The organism is Halalkalibacter wakoensis JCM 9140 (genome assembly GCF_000513095.1).
Lineage (GTDB): Bacteria > Bacillota > Bacilli > Bacillales > Bacillaceae_D > Halalkalibacter > Halalkalibacter wakoensis.
This window is the reverse complement of the sequence record NZ_BAUT01000002.1, coordinates 152,498-171,408: the sequence shown is the minus strand read 5'-3', so window position 1 is coordinate 171,408 and position 18,911 is coordinate 152,498. Positions and strand designations below refer to the sequence as shown.

General features: G+C 37.3%; 13 protein-coding genes and 4 pseudogenes. All 17 read right to left on the bottom strand.

The window, feature by feature from the left end:
- Nucleotides 1-41 precede the first annotated feature (41 nt).
- Nucleotides 42-566: pseudogene (locus tag JCM9140_RS02250) on the bottom strand (response regulator); the annotation flags it as partial.
- A 56-nt stretch (nucleotides 567-622) separates the two neighbouring features.
- Nucleotides 623-2,983, bottom strand: coding sequence for a bifunctional diguanylate cyclase/phosphodiesterase (locus JCM9140_RS02245; RefSeq protein ID WP_052002008.1), 2,361 nt, complete (start codon nucleotides 2,981-2,983; stop codon nucleotides 623-625).
- Between the two features lie 27 nt (nucleotides 2,984-3,010).
- Nucleotides 3,011-3,310, bottom strand: a complete 300-nt coding sequence (locus tag JCM9140_RS02240) for an STAS domain-containing protein (protein WP_034741706.1) — start codon at nucleotides 3,308-3,310, stop codon at nucleotides 3,011-3,013.
- 173 nt (nucleotides 3,311-3,483) lie between these two features.
- Nucleotides 3,484-4,309 (bottom strand): annotated as a pseudogene (locus JCM9140_RS02235) (histidinol-phosphatase).
- Between the two features lie 162 nt (nucleotides 4,310-4,471).
- A pseudogene (locus tag JCM9140_RS02230) lies at nucleotides 4,472-5,922 on the bottom strand (tripartite tricarboxylate transporter permease).
- Between the two features lie 71 nt (nucleotides 5,923-5,993).
- The gene (locus JCM9140_RS02225) at nucleotides 5,994-6,479 is read right to left on the bottom strand and encodes a tripartite tricarboxylate transporter TctB family protein (protein WP_034741704.1); all 486 of its coding nucleotides are present in this window, start codon (nucleotides 6,477-6,479) and stop codon (nucleotides 5,994-5,996) included.
- Nucleotides 6,480-6,541: 62 nt separating this feature from the next.
- Nucleotides 6,542-7,600, bottom strand: coding sequence for a Bug family tripartite tricarboxylate transporter substrate binding protein (locus JCM9140_RS02220; protein ID WP_034741701.1), 1,059 nt, complete (start codon nucleotides 7,598-7,600; stop codon nucleotides 6,542-6,544).
- A gap of 210 nt (nucleotides 7,601-7,810) precedes the next feature.
- Complete coding sequence (locus JCM9140_RS24815; RefSeq protein WP_268870548.1) at nucleotides 7,811-9,028, bottom strand: class I adenylate-forming enzyme family protein; 1,218 nt, start codon at nucleotides 9,026-9,028, stop codon at nucleotides 7,811-7,813.
- On the bottom strand, nucleotides 9,016-9,207 hold the full coding sequence (locus JCM9140_RS24810; RefSeq protein ID WP_268870547.1) for an AMP-binding protein: 192 nt from the start codon (nucleotides 9,205-9,207) through the stop codon (nucleotides 9,016-9,018). The genes JCM9140_RS24815 and JCM9140_RS24810 overlap by 13 nt, the downstream gene beginning before the upstream one ends.
- Before the next feature lie 29 nt (nucleotides 9,208-9,236).
- On the bottom strand, nucleotides 9,237-9,386 hold the full coding sequence (locus tag JCM9140_RS24285) for a hypothetical protein (protein WP_235715252.1): 150 nt from the start codon (nucleotides 9,384-9,386) through the stop codon (nucleotides 9,237-9,239).
- Nucleotides 9,387-9,413: 27 nt separating this feature from the next.
- Nucleotides 9,414-10,964: a class I adenylate-forming enzyme family protein gene (locus JCM9140_RS02210; protein WP_034741698.1), complete on the bottom strand. Its 1,551-nt coding sequence runs from the start codon at nucleotides 10,962-10,964 to the stop codon at nucleotides 9,414-9,416.
- Between the two features lie 15 nt (nucleotides 10,965-10,979).
- A pseudogene (locus tag JCM9140_RS02205) lies at nucleotides 10,980-12,160 on the bottom strand (acetyl-CoA C-acetyltransferase).
- Between the two features lie 361 nt (nucleotides 12,161-12,521).
- Nucleotides 12,522-14,726 carry a helix-turn-helix domain-containing protein gene (locus JCM9140_RS02200; RefSeq protein ID WP_034741695.1) on the bottom strand — a complete coding sequence of 735 codons (2,205 nt, stop codon included), beginning with the start codon at nucleotides 14,724-14,726 and terminating at the stop codon, nucleotides 12,522-12,524.
- 226 nt (nucleotides 14,727-14,952) lie between these two features.
- Nucleotides 14,953-16,260, bottom strand: a complete 1,308-nt coding sequence (locus JCM9140_RS02195; RefSeq protein ID WP_052002007.1) for a phenylacetate--CoA ligase family protein — start codon at nucleotides 16,258-16,260, stop codon at nucleotides 14,953-14,955.
- Between the two features lie 31 nt (nucleotides 16,261-16,291).
- Nucleotides 16,292-17,431, bottom strand: coding sequence for an acyl-CoA dehydrogenase family protein (locus JCM9140_RS02190; RefSeq protein WP_034741692.1), 1,140 nt, complete (start codon nucleotides 17,429-17,431; stop codon nucleotides 16,292-16,294).
- Between the two features lie 17 nt (nucleotides 17,432-17,448).
- Complete coding sequence (locus JCM9140_RS02185; RefSeq protein WP_034741689.1) at nucleotides 17,449-18,363, bottom strand: MBL fold metallo-hydrolase; 915 nt, start codon at nucleotides 18,361-18,363, stop codon at nucleotides 17,449-17,451.
- Between the two features lie 86 nt (nucleotides 18,364-18,449).
- The gene (locus JCM9140_RS02180; protein WP_173585929.1) at nucleotides 18,450-18,851 is read right to left on the bottom strand and encodes an acyl-CoA thioesterase; all 402 of its coding nucleotides are present in this window, start codon (nucleotides 18,849-18,851) and stop codon (nucleotides 18,450-18,452) included.
- Nucleotides 18,852-18,911 lie beyond the last annotated feature (60 nt).

The window sequence follows — 18,911 nt, the reverse complement described above, 5'->3', positions numbered from 1 at the left end:
GGGTTTTACTAAGTTTTTAACACTTAATAAAAAAGTTTAGTCTCTGCAATTTCTTTATTAGAAAACCCTTTTACAATGAACGTTAACACTTCTAGTTCTCTCTCTGTTAATTTTTTAAGCGTATTTGTTTGAAGCTGTCGATCATTCTCCATCACTTGATCCATTAACCTTTGCGTTGCTGATGGATACAAATATGTCTCTCCTTGTGCTACCGTTTCAATAGCTGTTATTAACTCTTCGTGCAAGGCACTTTTTAAAATACAGCCTGAAGCTCCAAATTGAATCGCTCGGAATAAATATTCATCGTCATCATGCATCGTTAGTATTAAGATGTGTGTCTTAGGTAAAACTTTCTTTAATTCAAGTGTAGCCGTTAATCCATCTTTTCCTAATGGCATGCTCACATCCATAATGACTAAATGAGGATTAACGTTTAAAGCAATTGAGATTGCCTCATCCCCTTCACAAGCTTCTCCAACAACAGTCATATTCGCTCTAGAATTCAGCAATAATTTTAATCCAGAACGAACAACTGGATGGTCATCAACAAGTAGTATCTTGATCATAGTTTTAAGCCTCACTTATGAATAAGGATTAGCCCTTTTAAAAAGTGGTTGTTCACTCACATTCTTTGGACCGTGTGTTCTTTCAAGAAATGATCCACTTCTAAGCATGACATCGGTTTCGCAAAATAGTATCCTTGTCCATACGTACAGCCAAGTTGTTTAATAATAGATAGCTCCTCTTTTGTTTCAACCCCTTCTGCAATCACTTCTAATTTTAGTCCTTTCGCCATGCTAATAATAGCTTGAACAATGGCTGCATTTTCTTTTTCTCTCCAAATATCCTTTACAAATGACCGATCAATCTTTAAGGCATTCACTGGAAAACGTTTCAAATAACTTAAAGAAGAATGGCCTGTTCCAAAATCATCAACAGAGACGCTAAACCCTAGCAATCGAATAGCCTCTAACGTTTTGATCGCATAATCAATGCTATGCATACTAATGCTCTCCGTTATTTCTAATGAAATGTAGGTTGGATCTACTTTTGTTTCATGTATAACATCCGTTAGAAACGTGATTAGTGAAGCGTCGACAAACTGTCGTGCAGATAAGTTTATTGAAACCTTCGTGAACGGAAGACCTTTCTCTTTCCAATTCATAACTTGATTGCATACACGTTTGATCACCCATTCACCAATCGGAACAATTAAACCAGTTTCTTCTGCAATAGACATAAATGTAGCTGGTGACGTGATTCCTACCCCTTTTTGATTCCATCTTAAAAGAGCCTCCAACCCCACAACTTCATTTGTTTTCAAATTAAATTGTGGTTGGTAAAATAGGACTAGCTCATCCCTTTCAATCGCTTTTCGAAGACCATTTACCACGGTAAGCTTGCTTTCCCCACTTATGTCAAACCCTCCTTGATGGAACTCAACATATTTTCCTTGTTTTTTAGCGACGTACATGGCTAAATCGGCTTTTCTAATTAAATCATCAACATCTTGCCCATCATCCGGATAGAGACTAACCCCAATGCTTAACCGAATAAAAAATTCCTGATTAATAATATGAAAAGGAGCAGAAAATGCTTTATCAAGTTCGTTAACAATTTGCTTAATTTCGTTTACATTATGAACTTTTGTCAGACAAATCGTAAACTCATCTCCACCAAGCCTAGCTACAAACCCCTTTTTTTCAATACTTATTTCAAGCCGTTTTGATACAGCTTTTAATAACTCATCACCAATTGAGTGACCAAATGCATCATTAATCATCTTGAATCCATTTAAGTCTAAAAATAAAACGGCAGTAAGGTAATCTTGTTTTTGACGCTTATCCAGTTCCTCTTTCAATTTTTCCTGAAAGTAGAATCGATTCGGTAGGCCTGTTAAACTATCATAATGAGCTAAATGCTTTAATTGTTCTTCCGACTTTTTTTTCTTTGTAATATCTGTAAAAATTCCAACATAATGCTTAATCGTCCCATCTGACTCTTGAACAGCATTTATGCTTAATGACTCTAAGTAAATTTCTCCATTTTTCTTTTTATTCCAAATTTCACCTTGCCAACTGCCTTTTTCATGAATTTCCTCCCACATCGAAATATAAAAGTCAACATCATGCAGACCAGAACTTAGAATTCTCGGTGTTTTCCCTAACACATCAGTTTTGGTATACCCTGTTGTCTCAGTAAAAGAAGGGTTTACAGAGATTATTTTGCCCTCTTTATTTGTGAACATGACACCTTCTCTAGCATTCTCAAAAACTTGAGAATACAATTGGAGATTTTGTTCATTGTTTTTCATCTTAGTTATGTCGGTAAAAGTCCCTATGTAATTTGTGATCAATCCCCTTTCGTCTTGAACAACATCAATACTTAATAACTCATGAAAAAGTTCGCCATTTTTCTTCTTATTGATGATTTCTCCATTCCAACTACCAGTATCATGAATACAAGCCCACATATTAATGTAAAATTCATGATTATGATAACCCGAGGCTAGTATTTTAGGAGTTTTACCAATCACTTCGCTTCGGTTGTATCCTGTAACATCACTGAATGATTGATTTACAAAGATAATGACTCCATCTTTATTTGTAATCATAACAGACTCTGCTAGGTGATTGAACAACTCAAACTCGTCAGTTGATCTAGTCTTTTGAGGGAATGATCCATCAAAATAATAAACATTATCACGATGATGGTTCGTTTTTTCAATCTTCATGACTTTAGTAATAATTTTGTTCTCCCGACTTAGAAACTCTACATCCCCTTCCCAAGAAACACTTTTGACTAAAGAGGACAATGGGACAGGAATGTTAATGATTTTTGTTTGTTCGATATGCTCCCCAATAACTTCATTTTCTTTATATCCTAACCGATTTCTGAAATTGGGTTCTAAATAAACAATTTGACCATTCTTATTTAAGGTAATGATCTGTTGCCGCTCTCTCATTTTTACGGGCAGTTGCATTGTTTATCCTCCAATCACGTTAATGAACTATATAACATCCTTTAGTTTTGTTCGCTGAAGCAATTCTATTATATGAGAATTCACTTTATCCATTTTTATTTTTACTCCAAACAAATTGGCTCTTTTTTGTATAACTAACAAGACTCCAATTCCTGAGCTATTTATAATTTCAACATTACTAAAATCAAATGTTATTCTTGATACTTCCCTTTCGATATGAGGGAACAATGATTCTTTAAGTAAAGTTGAAGTATCGATCAAAATTTTTTCAGGTAGTTTTACATAAATCGCACCGTCGGAGTCTTTCGTTATTTTACATTTATCCATTAAACCCTCCCCTTTCCTATTGTAAAATACTCAGCTATACTAATATTGGACTACTATAGAAGGCAGTTACAAATATTTTACAAAAAAACTACTTCTATTGTTATAGGGGAATTCCCTTATTCGGTAACAACTAGAAAAAAAGCCGGGACAATAGACCCAGCTTCTACTCCATCTTATAATGACACAGATTGTCGTTGTCTTTGAACAAAGTAATGCATTTCCTTAAAGCCTATTTCTTTTAACCGTTTTTGAACCTCGCCGAATTCATCAGCAACCCGGTCTGGATCATGGGCATCCGAACCGAATGTAACACCCACATTGTAAAATAACGCTCTTTCTAAAATGTCGTCAGCCGGATACCACCCTCCAGAATCCTTCGTTTTTCCTGATGTATTAATTTCAATTACTTTGTCATTGTCTCCAATAATTTTCAACGTATGTTCCAATTGGTCTGTTTCAATCGAAGAAAATTCAGGATAGAATCCTTTCATCGCATCGATGTGACCTAATATGTCAAATTGATCACTACGTGCAGACTGTTCAATTAATTGATAATAAGCTTCTTTTGTCTTGACTCTCTCACTAGCTGACAAGCCTTCCCACCGATTTTTTTTAAAGATGTCTAATATCGTCAACAAAGTGAACGGAGCCAATGATGTAGTCAAATGGCTGTTTCTCTAAAAATTTCTTGTAAGTGGCATGATGTAAAGGAAAAAAGTCACTTTCAATCCCAAGTAGAACGTTAATTTGAGAAGCATACTTTTCCTTTAAACGGAGCACTTCATCCACATATCTTGGAAGTTCCGACCTTGCCATCGTTATTCGCGGATATGGTTGGTCGTCCTCACTATGAAAGTAAGGGGTATGGTCAGAAATTCCAATAATACTTAGTTCTTTTTCAATTGCTGCCTTAACATAATCTTCAATTGTACCAATTGCATGTCCGCACATTTCATTATGCGTATGTAAGTCAAATTTTACCGGTATCTTTCTTGACATAGAAACCCCTCTCATTGCATGTATTCATTTATAGAATATATTGGCTATTGTATGTAACATTTCCTGCATCCATACAGAAGCACTATATCATTTCCGTTACATATAGAATTCGCAAAAAAGATGTCTCTTTTATTAATAGTGAGACATCTTTCTCGTAAGATATTATTTGGAAATGGTTGTCGTTGATTGTTCTCGTTCGACCCTTTTATCGCGATACTTCTTAAATAGTGGAACAACAATAGATAGTACAATTAGAATAATAAAAAACAATGAGATTGGTCGTTGGAAGAATATTAGCAAGCTCTCGTTTGAGAGTACTAGAGAACGTCTTAGTGACGTTTCAGCAAGTGGTCCGAGAATAATTCCAATTAACATCGGAATAACCGAATAACCAAATTTCGGTAATACATATCCAACAATACCAAAGAATAAAGCGAACCAAACAGAACGCATTGAATTATCATACGCATATGCACCTACTAAACAGCACATAAGGACAATCGGAAATAAAACAGTAGCCGGTACTTGAGAGATTTTGGCAAATTGTTTTATAGCTAGTTTTGCAACAAAGAACATAATAATATTAACAAGGATAAACCCGATCATAATGGTATAAACCAATCCACCATGATTCTGGAATAACTGTGGCCCCGGCTGTAGCCCTTGAATCAATAAAGCGCCCAATAAAACAGCAGTTACAACATCTCCTGGAATTCCTAACGTCATCATTGGAATAAGTGTCGCACCCGTCGTTCCATTGTTACCTGCCTCAGAGGCTGCGACTCCGTCTAGGTTTCCCTTCCCATAACTATCTGGATCTTTAGAAACACGTCTCGCTTCATTTACAGCTAAAAATGAGGAGATTGATCCACCAGTACCTGGAATGGCTCCAATTATAACCCCAATTAAACTAGATTTTAATATTGTTTTTCGAAATGGTATCACGTTTCTCCAAGTAAACCCTTGATCATCAACTTTCCCAGTCACAGAGAGTTTGCCCGTTCCTTGCTGAGTTTGCTTCAATATTTCCGATATAGCAAATAGTCCTAATAATGCCGGGATTAAACTTACACCTGCCATTAGAAACATCGTATCAAACGTCAATCTCGTATTTCCATTAATAGGTCCATTCCAATAGTAGAAACAAGAATTCCAAGGCATGCCATAACTAATCCTTTTGCCAATGATTTACCACTCACTGCAGCAATAATCGTTAAGCCAAATACAGCTAGCGTAAAATACTCCGGAGGGCCAAAACCTAGAGCAAACTTCGCAATTTGTGGGGCAACAAAAAGTAACACAATACCACTTAATAAACCTGCTATAACAGATGCATACAAAGACATCCCGAGTGCCTGACCTGTTTTTCCTTTTTGAGTCAACGCAAATCCATCAGCAGCAGTGGCTGCAGATGCTGCGGTTCCTGGCGTATTCAATAATATGGCCCCAATTGAACCACCGTAGATACCAGAACAATAAACAGCTAGTAGCATTAAAATAGCTAGGGCTGGGTCCATCCCAAACGTAAAAGGTAGAATTAGTGCTACTGCAATCGTTACACTTAGGCCTGGTAAACCACCTACTACGATCCCAACGACGACACCAATTATCATAAATAATATAATTTTTAGATCGAACACATGAGTAAGCGCATATATAATGTTGTCTAGCATGGTGTCCCTCCTTATAAAAAGATTCCTGATGGTAAATTCACTTTCATAAATACTTTAATTCCAAAATATACAACTAACGTAACCGCAATAGGTACTATGATTAACTGTCCTTTTTTTCTATTTCCTAAAAGCAACATCATACTGAGTACAAAAACATAGGACGTAATGACAAGACCTAAATAAGAGATGAGGAGAGCCCACAATATCAGTCCCGTAAAAACTCCAATAACTTTTCCAAAATTTCTCTGATCAACCGTTTTTAATGATTGTTCTTTCTCCTCTTCTGTAACCATTTCTTTTCTCTTGAAAAATTCAGCCAAAATGGAAATCACGCTTAAAAAAATAATGAACCAGCCCATTAAGTAAGGAATAAATTGTGGATTAACGTATGACCTACTTCCACCACTACTAATTTGAGATGGAATGATCAACAAAAGTGCAACCCCGAATAGGAGCATAAACATCGGTGGTATTACAGCTTTTACTTTGGTCGTCATGTCTTAACCTCCTATAGAGGAAACCGCCAAACAGTTTGTTGGCGGTTTCTATTTTTTTGAAATTACTCTTCAGCTAATCCAGACGCTTCGACTACTTCTTTATTTACGTCAAATTTGCTCTGTAGCAACTCGCCTAAACCATCTGCATCACGATAATCTGGAGTAGCCATGATTTTTTCGAATGTCTCTTCTGCAGCTGGATCTTCCATTGCAGCTTTGAAGATATCATGAATGACGTCACGAATATCCGTTGGTAAATCTTTCGGTCCTGTTACAAAGAAACTATTAGTAAAAGCTGGAAAGCCTAAATCTGTTACGCTTGGTACGTCTGGGAAATTTGGATGCTTCTCAAATCCAAAATATAAAATTGGCTTAAGCTCTCCACTTTCTAGATATGGTAATAAATCACTTTCTACACTATGAACCGCATCGACGTGATCACCCATTAATGCAGCTCGAGCAGGTGCATTCCCTTCAAATGGAACTTCGATAAAATCTACACCTAATTCCATTGCGATTGACTGCATTGCTACAGTAGACACTCCTCGCGCTCCTGCTGTACCAAAATCTAATTGGTTTTCTTTTGCAAATTCTACTAAATCATCAAAAGAATCAATATCAGATGATCCATTAACTGCAAGAAAATAACTATCCGTTGTTAAGTTAATAATTGGTGTGAATCCTTCTAAATCTTTATATGGAGTGTCCCCAAAGTGAGGTGTAAGTGTCATCGGACCACTCGGTGAAATAACAATGTTATACCCATCAGGCGTTTGATTCATAATTTCTCCTAATGCCAATACCCCACCTGCACCTGGCTGGTTAACGACTACGATGTTTTGATTATTTGGAATATATGGTTGAGCCAATTCAACCATTGCCCTAGCTAATACATCCGTTCCACCACCAGCAGCAAAACCAACATTTAAATTAATTGGACTTTTAGGAAAATCTACACTCACCTCTTCTTCTTCATCAGCTGTCTCTTCACTAGACGGTGTTTCTTCTGTAGGCTCTTCATTGGAACTTGATGATTCTGATGTTTCTCCACAAGCAGTAACTAGAAATAAGAACATTGCAAATAAAGCTACCAATACAAATTTACCGCTTAATCTACTCATTCTTTTCCCCCCTAAAAATTTTATTGTTTATAATTGACCTTCCTGATCCCACTTCGACACAACTTTTTGTAAGCCTTTTCATTTTTTGTTAAAATGAAGATCTAAAGGAAGGTTAATTACCTAAATAAATAGTACAATAATTCAGACTTTTGTTTCTACCATTATGATGTAGGATTTCTTTTGACGTTTCCCATTCAATTGTAGGAAAAACTATTTTACTTTTCCTTTTTTTGTTATCTTCACAGTATTTAAGATTTTTTCCTTCAGTTTTCCTTTTTGAATTTTCCCACTTGCTGTTACAGGAAACTCCTCAACGAAAATCACTTCGGAAGGGACTTTATACGTTGCAATTAACCCTTTAACATATTCCTTTATTTCATCTGGTGTACAGCTCTCATCTTTTTTTAGTTTAATAACAGCGCAAACCAACTCACCTAACACTTCATTCGGATAGCCAATAACCGCACATTCGAGTATTTTTGGGTGTTTTGATAATACCCCTTCAATTTCCTGTGGGTAAATATTGTATCCACCACGAATAATCATTTCTTTTTGACGTCCTGCGAAACGAAGATAGCCTTTTTCATCTAAAGAGCCTAAGTCACCTGTATAGTACCATCCATCTTCATCAAATACTTTCTTCGTTTGTTCTTCCATTTCATAATAGCCTTTCATCGTCCCGAAGCTTTTACATGCAATCTCTCCGATTGCCCCTATAGGCAGTTCTTCATGATGTTCATTAACAATTTTTAATTCAACACCGTCAATAGCCTTTCCGACTGTTTCCAAATAATTAATCTCATTCTCATCGTAATCTGTAATCGTAACCGTTCCCGTCTCAGAAATTCCAAATGAAATTAATAGATTCAGACCCATTTTCTCCCGTATCGCTTTTATTGTATCAGGCGGACAAGGAGCTGCCCCTACCATACCCGTACGGAGTGACGACAGATTATACTGATCAAAATTAGGTACGTTTAATTCCATCACAAACATGGTCGGAACACCTTGATGAATCGTTACCTTCTCCTCTTCAATTAATTGCAATGTTTGTTGTGGCTGGAACTTTTCTTGTAGGATGAGTTTTGCTTGTGAAGAAACAGCAGCCATCACGTTGCATGCAATCCCAAATATATGGAACAATGGAGCAGGAACGATGAATACATCTTCTGACGTGCAGCGTAGACTAGCAGCTATTGTATTTCCAGACTGAACAATACTCCTATGTGGTAGCATAACGCCTTTTGGCACACCTGTTGTACCAGATGTATAGAGAATACAAAAAATATCATGATCAACATCGATCTCTGGCAAGGATATGTTAGAATCGTTCTCGTTTTGCAAAAGCAAGGAATCAAATGATAGTGTGAGTTTATGCTCAAAACGAACCGATATTATTTTATCTACGTTTGCTATTAACTTCTCCACCCCAACATTTTTTCTATATTTTCGCAAACAAACAGTAGTTTCGGTTTTGAATTCTCGAGGATATACTTGATTTCGTTTTGACGATAGTTTGGATTAAAAGGAACGACAATCCCACCAACTTTGGCAACCGCAAAAAAGATAATGGGCGTTTCATTCCAATTTGGTAAAGATACACCCACTCTATCTCCCTTTCTCACTCCAAGCTCGATCAAATTGACAACAAGTCTCTCAACCTTTCATGTAACTGTTGGTAAGTGATTCTTTCTCGCAAGTCATAGAGAGCTTCTCGATCAGGCTTTAATTCAACGGCTCGAGTTAACAGTTCCGATACGGACCATTTATTTTCTTTTACGATCATTTAGCTATCCTCCCTTTTCACTTTCGTTTAGTCGTTTATTAGCTGTGCCTTTACTTCCAGCTTATTGATTTTCCCACTGGCTGTTTTTGGAAGCTCTTCACTAAACACAAACACATCTGGGATTTTGTACGTTGCTATTTTACCCACCATGTAACTTCTTAGAGAATATTCGTCTTCTATTCGATCGGGCTTTAACTTAATGACGGCACAAACCTTTTCTCCTAAAACGCCATCTTCAATACCGATAACAGCTACCTCTAAGACACTTGGATGTTTGTAGAAAACATCTTCCACTTCCTCCGGGGAAATGCTATATTCCCTACGTAAAATCATCTCTTCTTGTCTACCAACAATGGTAATATAGTTGTGTTCATCCATCTTTGCTAAATCACCGGTATATAACCAACCTTGTTCATCCACTTTTCTGCTATATTCAGGTAATTGATAGTATCCTTTCATAACCCCCAAACTCCTTACAATCAACTCCCCTGTCTCACCCCTTTTCACTTCATTCTCATGACTATCAACTATTTTCACTTCGACACCTGGTAATGGTTTTCCAACTGTAATAGAAGGCACATGGATATCATCATGTAAACTCGTAGCCGTAACACCTGCAGAGGCTTCTGTTAAACCATAAGAAACGAGAATGTTACAACCCATCAAGGTTCGTATTTTTCTAACAATCTCTTCGGGACAAGGAGCTGCAGCTACTATTCCGGTTCGTAACGTAGATAAATCAAATGATTCAAGCATTGGATCATTTAATTCGAGAATGAACATCGTTGGTACACCATGATGTACAGTCGCTCTCTCTTGTTCAACGAGTTTAAGTGCTTCTCTTGCTTGAAACTTTTCTTGCAAAACCATCCTTGCTGAGCACATCATGGCCGTTATCATGCTTGGAATGAAACCGAACACATGAAAAAGTGGAACAGACACAAGGAACACATCTTCACTTGTGCATTCCATTGCCTCTGCTGACACTTTGGCTGTAAAAATGGCATTTTGATGAGTCAACATAACTCCTTTTGGTTTACCAGTCGATCCAGACGTATATAAGATGGCTAACACATCTTTTTCTGGAATTATTTTCACATTAAGAGATTCTTTGAATCCTTTCTCTACTAACTTTTCATACAAATAACCATCACCATTTAGCCCCCGAACGTTAATAATATGTTCTAGAGTGACGTAATTGTATTGTCCCTTAACATATTGTTTTAAAAAATCTGTGTGGCTAAAGCGATCAGAATGAAAAACCATACAAGCTTGACTATTCTCTAGGATATATAGTAGTTCTTCTCGACTTGAACGTGGGTTACATGGAACTAAAATAGCTCCAAGCATTGCTATACTATAATAAATGACAACCGTCTCATTCCAATTTGGTAAGCAGACCATTATTCGGTCGCCTTTTGTCACACCTAATTTTGATAACTTTAAAGCAAGAGTCAGACTTTCCTCATAGAGAGTCTGATAGGACTTTCTAGTAACTCCGTCAAAAAGAACTTCCTTATTTGGATTCTGATTCTTGGCTTGCTCCAATACTTGAGATATAGAAAGACTTTCGTTCATGAATGCCCTCCTTGCCTATACTCTCTCCCAAATGGCTGCAATTCCTTGACCACCACCTATACAAAGAGAAGAAACTCCGTATTTTTTCCCGCGACGCTTTAACTCTCTTAACAAGGCTAATGTAATTCTTGTTCCTGATGCGGCTAAAGGATGACCTAAGGCAACAGCACCGCCATTAACATTTCCTATTTCTGGATCAAACCCTAACTCTTTTTGACAAGCAATGTATTGAGCAGAGAAAGCTTCATTAATCTCGATTAAATCAAGATCTTCAATTTTCATCCCTGCATTTTTCAATGCTTGTTGAATAGCTGGAACCGGCCCAATCCCCATAACTTGAGGCTCCACTCCTACTACTGCATACGAAACGAGACGAGCTAAAGGTTTTAATCCTCTTTTCTCAGCGTACTGACTAGACGTAAGGATCGCGGCCGCCGCCCCGTCGTTAATACCACTTGCATTCCCAGCCGTCACGACACCGTTTTCAACAAATCGTGCTTTTAGCTTTCCTAACTCTTCTAATGTGGTCTCTCTTGGATGTTCATCTGTATCAATCGTTACATTGCCTTTTCTTTTCTTAACAGAAACAGGTACAATTTCCTCTTTAAAATAACCTTTTTCCATTGCGGCTAGTGCACGCTTGTGACTTAATAAGGCATGTTGATCAACTTCTTCACGTGATAACTCATATTGTTTGGCTAAATTCTCAGCAGTGACGGCCATTGTACAATCTCCATACGAATCATAAAATGAATCCCATAACCAATCTTCAGCCCCCGTTTGCCCTAACCCTAAACCCCATCTCGCACCGCGAATAACATGTGTACTTGACTTAAGTTTTCGGCTCCTCCGGCTAACGCAACTTGTGACTCCCCCGTTTGAATTAACCTTGCTGCTTGCACTAAAGACTCCAAACCTGATCCACACAAACGATTGATTGTTAAACATGGAGTGGGAATGGACACCCCAGCCTTTAACCCTACATGACGAGCTAATACATGTGCATCTGTACTAGACTGCATCACATTGCCAAAAAAGACTTGATCGACTTCATCTGCATTAATTTTTGAACGCTTTATCGCTTCTTCTGCTGTTAACGCTCCTAAATCGGTTGCTGTTATATCTCTAAACGAACCACAAAATCTTGTAAAGGCTGTTCTTGCCCCTTCAACTAGTACAACATCGTTTTGGCTCATATCCTCATCTCCTGTTTAAAATTCAATATATGATGCTAAATCCGTCCCAACTTGTACATAAGTAACTCTTCATTACCTTAAAAACACCAATAAACTTTTTCCAATTCCACTAAAAATTGACAGCGTTTACATTCTGTTGAACTAGAACTAGGATTCTTTAAATTAGAAGCTCATGAAAATCTTGTTTACATGAGTTCTTCTAGGATCGGACTCTTTGTTTCTTGTCATTCCGATATACTCATTATAAATTGTCAATTTTCAGAAAAGTACCTTCACGTTGTAGGAATCGACATATCTTTTTCCGACATCTTGTAGGAACAAAAAAACAGGAGAAGTTCTCCTGCTTTTTTCACTCTTGCTTTCATTTTTTTTCTAAATTCGAATAGTACAAATCATATAATTTATAAGCCATCATTAAATCGAATCGATGTTCAGCGAAGGTTAACGTTACATCTAATAAGTTCTCAATTTTCTCTAGTCTGTACAATAAAGAACTTCGGTGTATAAATAATTCCTCAGACGTATCTTTAATGCTTCCATTGTTATTCAAAAAAACGCGTAAAGTATGAAACAAATCCATGCTTTTCCCTTCTGAATATTTAAGTAAAGGTTCTAAATGTTTATTAATAAATAGCGTAGCTACAGATGAATCTTTTAATTGATGAAGAAGAGTGTACGAGCCTAAATCCTCAAACATAGCAAAACCAACATTTGAAAAACGATGATAAACAACATTCAATGCCTGAACAGCTTGTTGATACATCGCGTAGTAATCTTGAATAACTTCTGTTTTGCCTCCTATTCCAATCAAGATCGTGCTCTTTTCTCCCTGTAGCAACAACCACTTTTTAAGTTCCTCATACAACTTTGACCAGAATAGTTTTGGATTTTCCTGCTCTTTTTCAATTGGCACAATTAAGATTAACTCACCATCTTTATTAGCTAACAATATATCTTGATCATGAAAAAGAATTTTTGTTTTTAACTGTTCCCAGAGTAGAGATTTTTTAGCTTGCTGTTCAAGGATATTATCGTTTGAAACTTCATCTCCTAAATTTAGTGACAATACGGCTACTCTATGCTTGTTAAACAGATTCCATTGAAACAAATTTGCGTATTGGATGATACTCTCCTCATCTTCCACCTTCTCTACAAGCAACTTATGAATAAAGCTATCCTTTACTTGTTCTTTTGCGTCCAAAACGATCTTTTGTTTTATAAATTGAATGGATGCAATATTTCTAGCTAGATCAATGCTTAATTTATAGAAATCATCCATATCTTCATCCGTTATGTCAATGGCTAAATATCCTAACAAATCTCCGCCACCATCAACAGGCCAAACGCCCATTTTTCGCTCATCATCTATCGAGAACCAAAGATCACGATTTTTCTTTTGGTACACTTCAAGCGTAGCTAGTTCAGTAAGGGTATGTAAGTGGTCAGTTGTCAAATTAAATAATTCACTAGCGATCGGCCTCATAAATCGGTCAAAAATCATTACCGATTTTGAAAAGAGTTTACTGAGCGTTACCACAATTCCATCAAAATTATCTTTTTCAACCGTTTCCTTTACGAGCGCTTGTTGATAGTCCAATAAATAATGGAGCCTTTGTTTATGATCCTTTTCATTATGGTATAAACGTGCATTTTCTAGCATGGCTGCCACATGATTGGAAAGCAGCTCAAGAATTTCTAAATCTTCTTTCGTAAAAACATTGCTTGCTGTGTGTTCAACATGTAAGACTCCAATGGTTTTTAGGTCAATGACTAGAGGAACAGTAAGTTGGTTACCACCGAGGGTTTCTAAATACGGAAAATATTCTTTCAAAACATAATTCTTTTCGATTTGAATGATATTCGCTCTCGTATGACTACCATACGAAGGAGATTGCAAAACAAACGAATTTTCTTTTTCATTGAATAAATACATGCACGCAAATTTAGCATTTGTAGCTTTTCCTGCTCGCTCAACTAATCTTTCCACCACTTGATCAATTTCGGCATCTAGCGTAAGGTTTTGACTCATCCATTCGATATCACTCATTTTGTTTTTTTGAATTTCTTTCCTCCGAGACAGCGAAATGGCAACAGCCACATCTTTGCCAAATTCAACAAATACTTTATCCATTTCATTTAAGAGTGGAACGTACTTGTTGAATCCAAAAACACAAAAACCATAATTATTTGGTTCATCCTTTAAAGGAACGGTAAACCAAGTAGCTACTTTCTCTTGTAACAGTAGTCTTGTAAAATTACATTCAGTCTCACGATCTACCTTTTCAAAAGTTATACTCTTACTTAACAATGTTGGCAAACAGTGGTTTACTCGTAATGGAAACGCCTCTGAAATGGACATGGAACATCCACTCCATACTTTAGAAGTAAACCACTCCCCTTCCTTAAGTACGATTCCTACAAAATCACATTTTATTTCAGAACGAGAGGAGTCAATTAAATACTGCAACGTTTCTTCTTCTGTATCGAATTTTACTAGCTGACGAGCTGTCATACGCAAATGATTTTCTAGCCGATTTAGTAGTTTTTCACGTTTTGTCAGTATCACTTATTTAGCTCCTTCCTAAACATTTTTAAAGCGCTTACAACATTAAGGAGTTGTCGTTTATATTTATTTAAGATACTATTCTTGATTCATTCCAAATTGTCCTTCTAAAAAAATGTTTAAGAACAAAAATTGTTACTAAACACACAGAAATCCCTAACAAAAGCGTCAGGGACAAAAACTAAAAAAAAAAATATTTTAAAAATATTGTTTACTTTTTTTTACATAATTATTTCAACTGCTGAATCAATTTCGACTTCATCTCAAAACGAGGAAGTGTTCCTTTTGAAACTAGCTGAACATCTGCCGTAAATGTTAGCTTCGAACGCAGCATCGATTCAATTTCTTTCTTAAGTTCTGCTAACTCTGCCACTGTTAAACCATCCTCATATTCTACTTGGATGGGTAGCGGTGGATGAACAAGTGGTGGCTTCTCTTTAAGGAGAATACTCATTTCTCCATTTGTTCTCGGTCTAAAGCTATTTACAACGTCTTTAATCGCCGAAGGAAATACATTCACTCCCCGAATAATGAGCATATCATCAGTTCGCCCTACACACTTTATGCGAAAACTCTTCCTGCCACATGTACAAGGGGTTGTATCTACTTGAACAAGATCTCGAGTTCGAAAACGGAGTAGTGGAGAACACTCGCGATCAATCGCTGTGTATACTAACTCCCCTTCCATTCGATCAGCGTGTGGAACAACTTCTCCTGTTTCTGGATCAATGATTTCACAAATGACATAATCAGAAGCAACAAAATGCATCCCCGCTCGTTCTTGACACTCACTAAACAATACGGGAGCCATATCAGCATTTCCCATCGCCTCTAATACCTTGGCTCCCCAGTCTTGTTGGATTTTATTTCGTACCTCAGGTAACCCTCCACCTGGCTCTCCTCCAACAGAGATAATTTTGAGTCCAAGATCACTAGGTTCAAAATCATAGTTTTGACGAACATATTCAGCTAAATAGCTTGCATAGGAAGGTGTGCAAAATAGCACATCTGCTTTGAAATCTTGAATGCTTTGTATGACTCGATCGGACGCACCTGTTCCAATCGGAATAAACGTTGCACCTAACCGCTCAATTCCATCTTTCATGGAACTGCCAACAAAAAAAGACAATCCCATTGCAAAAACAACTCTACTTTCCTTACGAATACCGTGGGCATGTAATACCCTTGCTAAAATTTCTGTCCACACATCATAATCATGTCTAGTTATCCCGACATATGTTGGACGCCCTGTTGTTCCCGAAGATGAATGGACCCGAACAACTTCTTCTAACGGCACAGCTGCATGTAAACCTAACGGACTTGCAACTTTCTGACTTTCACGAATTTCATTTTTGTACGTAAAAGGGAGCTTCTGTAAATCGTTCAAACAAGTAATATCTGTTGGTTTAATAGTTTGCTCCTTCATCTTTTTCTGGTAAAAAGGAGAATGTTCGTATACATACCTAATTTGTTTTCGTAGCTTTCTTTCTTGTAAATCAATTAAACTCTCATACGGTTCATAAAAGCGATCTGTCATGTAAACTCCTCCTCTCCTAACTTTTATAAAATCAAACTTTTAACAATTCCTTAGCGATCACAACGCGCTGAATTTGATTCGTTCCTTCATAGATTTGCATGATCTTAGCATCTCGGAAATACTTTTCTACAGGGTATTCCCGGATGTAACCATATCCTCCAAAGATCTGGACTGCATCTGTGACGACTTTCATTGCTGTATCAGAGGCAAAGCATTTGGCAAAAGACGCAGCTGTAATTGAAGGGGTATCCTTTTGTAATAGATAGACGGCTTTATGAACAAGTAGCCTTGAAGCCTCAATCGACATAGCCATATCTGCTAACATAAACTGAATCCCTTGAAAATCAGCAATTGCTTTCCCAAATTGCTTTCTCTCTTTTGAATAAGCAAGCGCAGCTTCATAAGCCCCTTGTGCAACACCTAATGCTTGTGCACCAGCCATTGGCCTAGCCTGTGAGAGCGCCTTCATGAAAATTTTGAAGCCATCGCCGATTTGTCCGATAATATTCTGAGAGGGAACTCTGACTTCCTCAAACGTTACGGATGCAGTATCAGACGAACGAAGACCAAGCTTCTTCTCTTTTGGTCCTACGTTCACACCTTCTGAATCGCGCTCTACAATAATAGCGTTAAATGTCTTTGACACTTGCTCCCCTTTTAATTTCGCTAGCACGACAAAAAAGTTAGCATGAGTGGCATTCGTAATAAAACATTTCTCCCCATTTAGTACGAACTCATCTCCCACCCTTTCAATTGTTGTTGTCATCCCCATTACATCACTACCAGCTTGCGGTTCGGTTAAAGCAAAGGCAGCATACTTCCCCTCATGAGTTAAACGTCCTAAGTACTTCTTTTTTAGCTCTTCACTGCCGCCAACAAGAATCGGATACGCAGACAATGAGTTCGCGTCTGCTGATGTCGCAATTCCAGCACACCCTCTGGCCATTTCCTCTATGATCAAAGCATGAGAAAGCTTATCAATTCCAGGTCCACCGTATTCCTCAGGAATTCCTAAGTTGAAGAGTCCATATTCACGTAATGAACTCATAACTTCTTCTGGAAAAGCTTCTTCCTCATCATATTTCCTTGCAACTGGCATGATTTCATTGTTGACAAAGTCTCTTGCCATTGCTTTTATCGCCTGCTGTTCTTCGTTTAATGTAAAGTCCATCTTTATCCCCCTACATTTTACTTTCTTATATAAATCCAATGACCATTAACAAACTCCTTTTGACATTCCTCCTGATTCACCAAGTATTCAAGATGCGAAAGAACTTCTCCAAGTGCAAACCTCAATTGATTCGTTGCAAAGTACTTAGGAAAGATTTGCTGGCAAACCGTAGCAGCCGACATAGAGTGTTTGATCACTTCATGAATTTCATCTAGTCTTTTCATATGATGAAGCTCTAATTCTTCTATTCTTTTTTTTACGTTCGTAAAAGGTGCCCCGTGAGAAGGAATCGCCCATTCAACCTCTAATTTCTTAATTTTAGAAAGAGACTCTAAAAAACTACCTAACGGATTTTGATCTCCTGACTGTCTAAAAGAAATATTAGGGCTAATACCTTGTAAAATATGATCCGTTGAGAAAAGAACGCCTCTTTCTTCATTGAACAAACATATCAACCCATCCGAATGCCCTGGTGTCTCAATTACCCGATACATGTACTTTCCAAATTGAATCCGGTCTCCTTCTCGTAAAAAATGATCGGCTTGTGGGCCATTTGCAATAGGTGGCTTAACGCTACATAAATTTTCAACAGCTTCTTCGTCTAAGCCACTTTCCCTATAAAAAGGTTGCAAAGGAATTTTACTGTCTCCCCATAGCTTTTGACATGCATCATTCTCTTTCTTCGTCATCCAGATTTTGGCCCCTGTTTTTTCTTGCACAGAAACGGCACCACCTATGTGATCTGGATGACTATGTGTAAGAATAATCCGGTTTATTGGCTTGTTTGCAGTATGTTTTATTATTTCTGTGGAGTGTAGCCCTGTATCTATTAAGGTCAACCCTTCCTCATTCTCTGCAAGAAAACAATGAACATGATCCAATAGAAAAGGTAAGTCAAATGTAATCTTTTCTACTTCCAACAGTTTCATCATTGATTATCATCCTCTTTCGTTTTGAAAAAAAGAGTACGTACTTCCCAGGTGGAGGTGAAATCGGTTTGACTCTTCTAGGAAGTCCGTTATCCCAATGCTTTCTCACGAAGTTTCTCGGGTACTGGAATCGCTTTTGGTGTTCCTTCAAAACTCGTCCAAGCACGTACTTCCTTTCCTGTAGCTACAACCGTCTCTTCTCTTTTAAACACATGTTCCATCATAATAACTTTATTACGCACTTCAGAAATCGTTGAATACACGGTAACAATATCCTCAAATAACAGAGGAGTTTTAAATTGACAAGTCGCCTCTAATAAGGGCATTCCGACTTTTTCTTCTTCAAAAAGCTTAGACGGTTTATATCCTATTTCAGCAAAATAATGATGCGAAGCTTCATTCATCCATTTATAAAAATTAGGATAAAACACGATAGCTGCTGCGTCTGTATCTCCCCACTTCACTTCAAACGTATACTCAATTGTTCTCATAACATTCCCTCCCATTATTACAACCAGCATAAGAAAGCGCATTCATTTTTAATTAATTTA

Bases quoted from the DNA above. Each gene is read 5' to 3' on its own strand.
- JCM9140_RS24285 (WP_235715252.1), bottom strand. From the start codon at position 9,386: ATGATCGTAAAAGAAAATAAATGGTCCGTATCGGAACTGTTAACTCGA.
- JCM9140_RS02245 (WP_052002008.1), bottom strand. From the start codon at position 2,983: ATGCAACTGCCCGTAAAAATGAGAGAGCGGCAACAGATCATTACCTTA.
- JCM9140_RS02220 (WP_034741701.1), bottom strand. From the start codon at position 7,600: ATGAGTAGATTAAGCGGTAAATTTGTATTGGTAGCTTTATTTGCAATG.
- JCM9140_RS02225 (WP_034741704.1), bottom strand. From the start codon at position 6,479: ATGACGACCAAAGTAAAAGCTGTAATACCACCGATGTTTATGCTCCTA.
- JCM9140_RS02190 (WP_034741692.1), bottom strand. From the start codon at position 17,431: ATGGACTTTACATTAAACGAAGAACAGCAGGCGATAAAAGCAATGGCA.
- JCM9140_RS02195 (WP_052002007.1), bottom strand. From the start codon at position 16,260: ATGACAGATCGCTTTTATGAACCGTATGAGAGTTTAATTGATTTACAA.
- JCM9140_RS02240 (WP_034741706.1), bottom strand. From the start codon at position 3,310: ATGGATAAATGTAAAATAACGAAAGACTCCGACGGTGCGATTTATGTA.
- JCM9140_RS02185 (WP_034741689.1), bottom strand. From the start codon at position 18,363: ATGATGAAACTGTTGGAAGTAGAAAAGATTACATTTGACTTACCTTTT.
- JCM9140_RS02210 (WP_034741698.1), bottom strand. From the start codon at position 10,964: ATGAACGAAAGTCTTTCTATATCTCAAGTATTGGAGCAAGCCAAGAAT.
- JCM9140_RS02180 (WP_173585929.1), bottom strand. From the start codon at position 18,851: ATGAGAACAATTGAGTATACGTTTGAAGTGAAGTGGGGAGATACAGAC.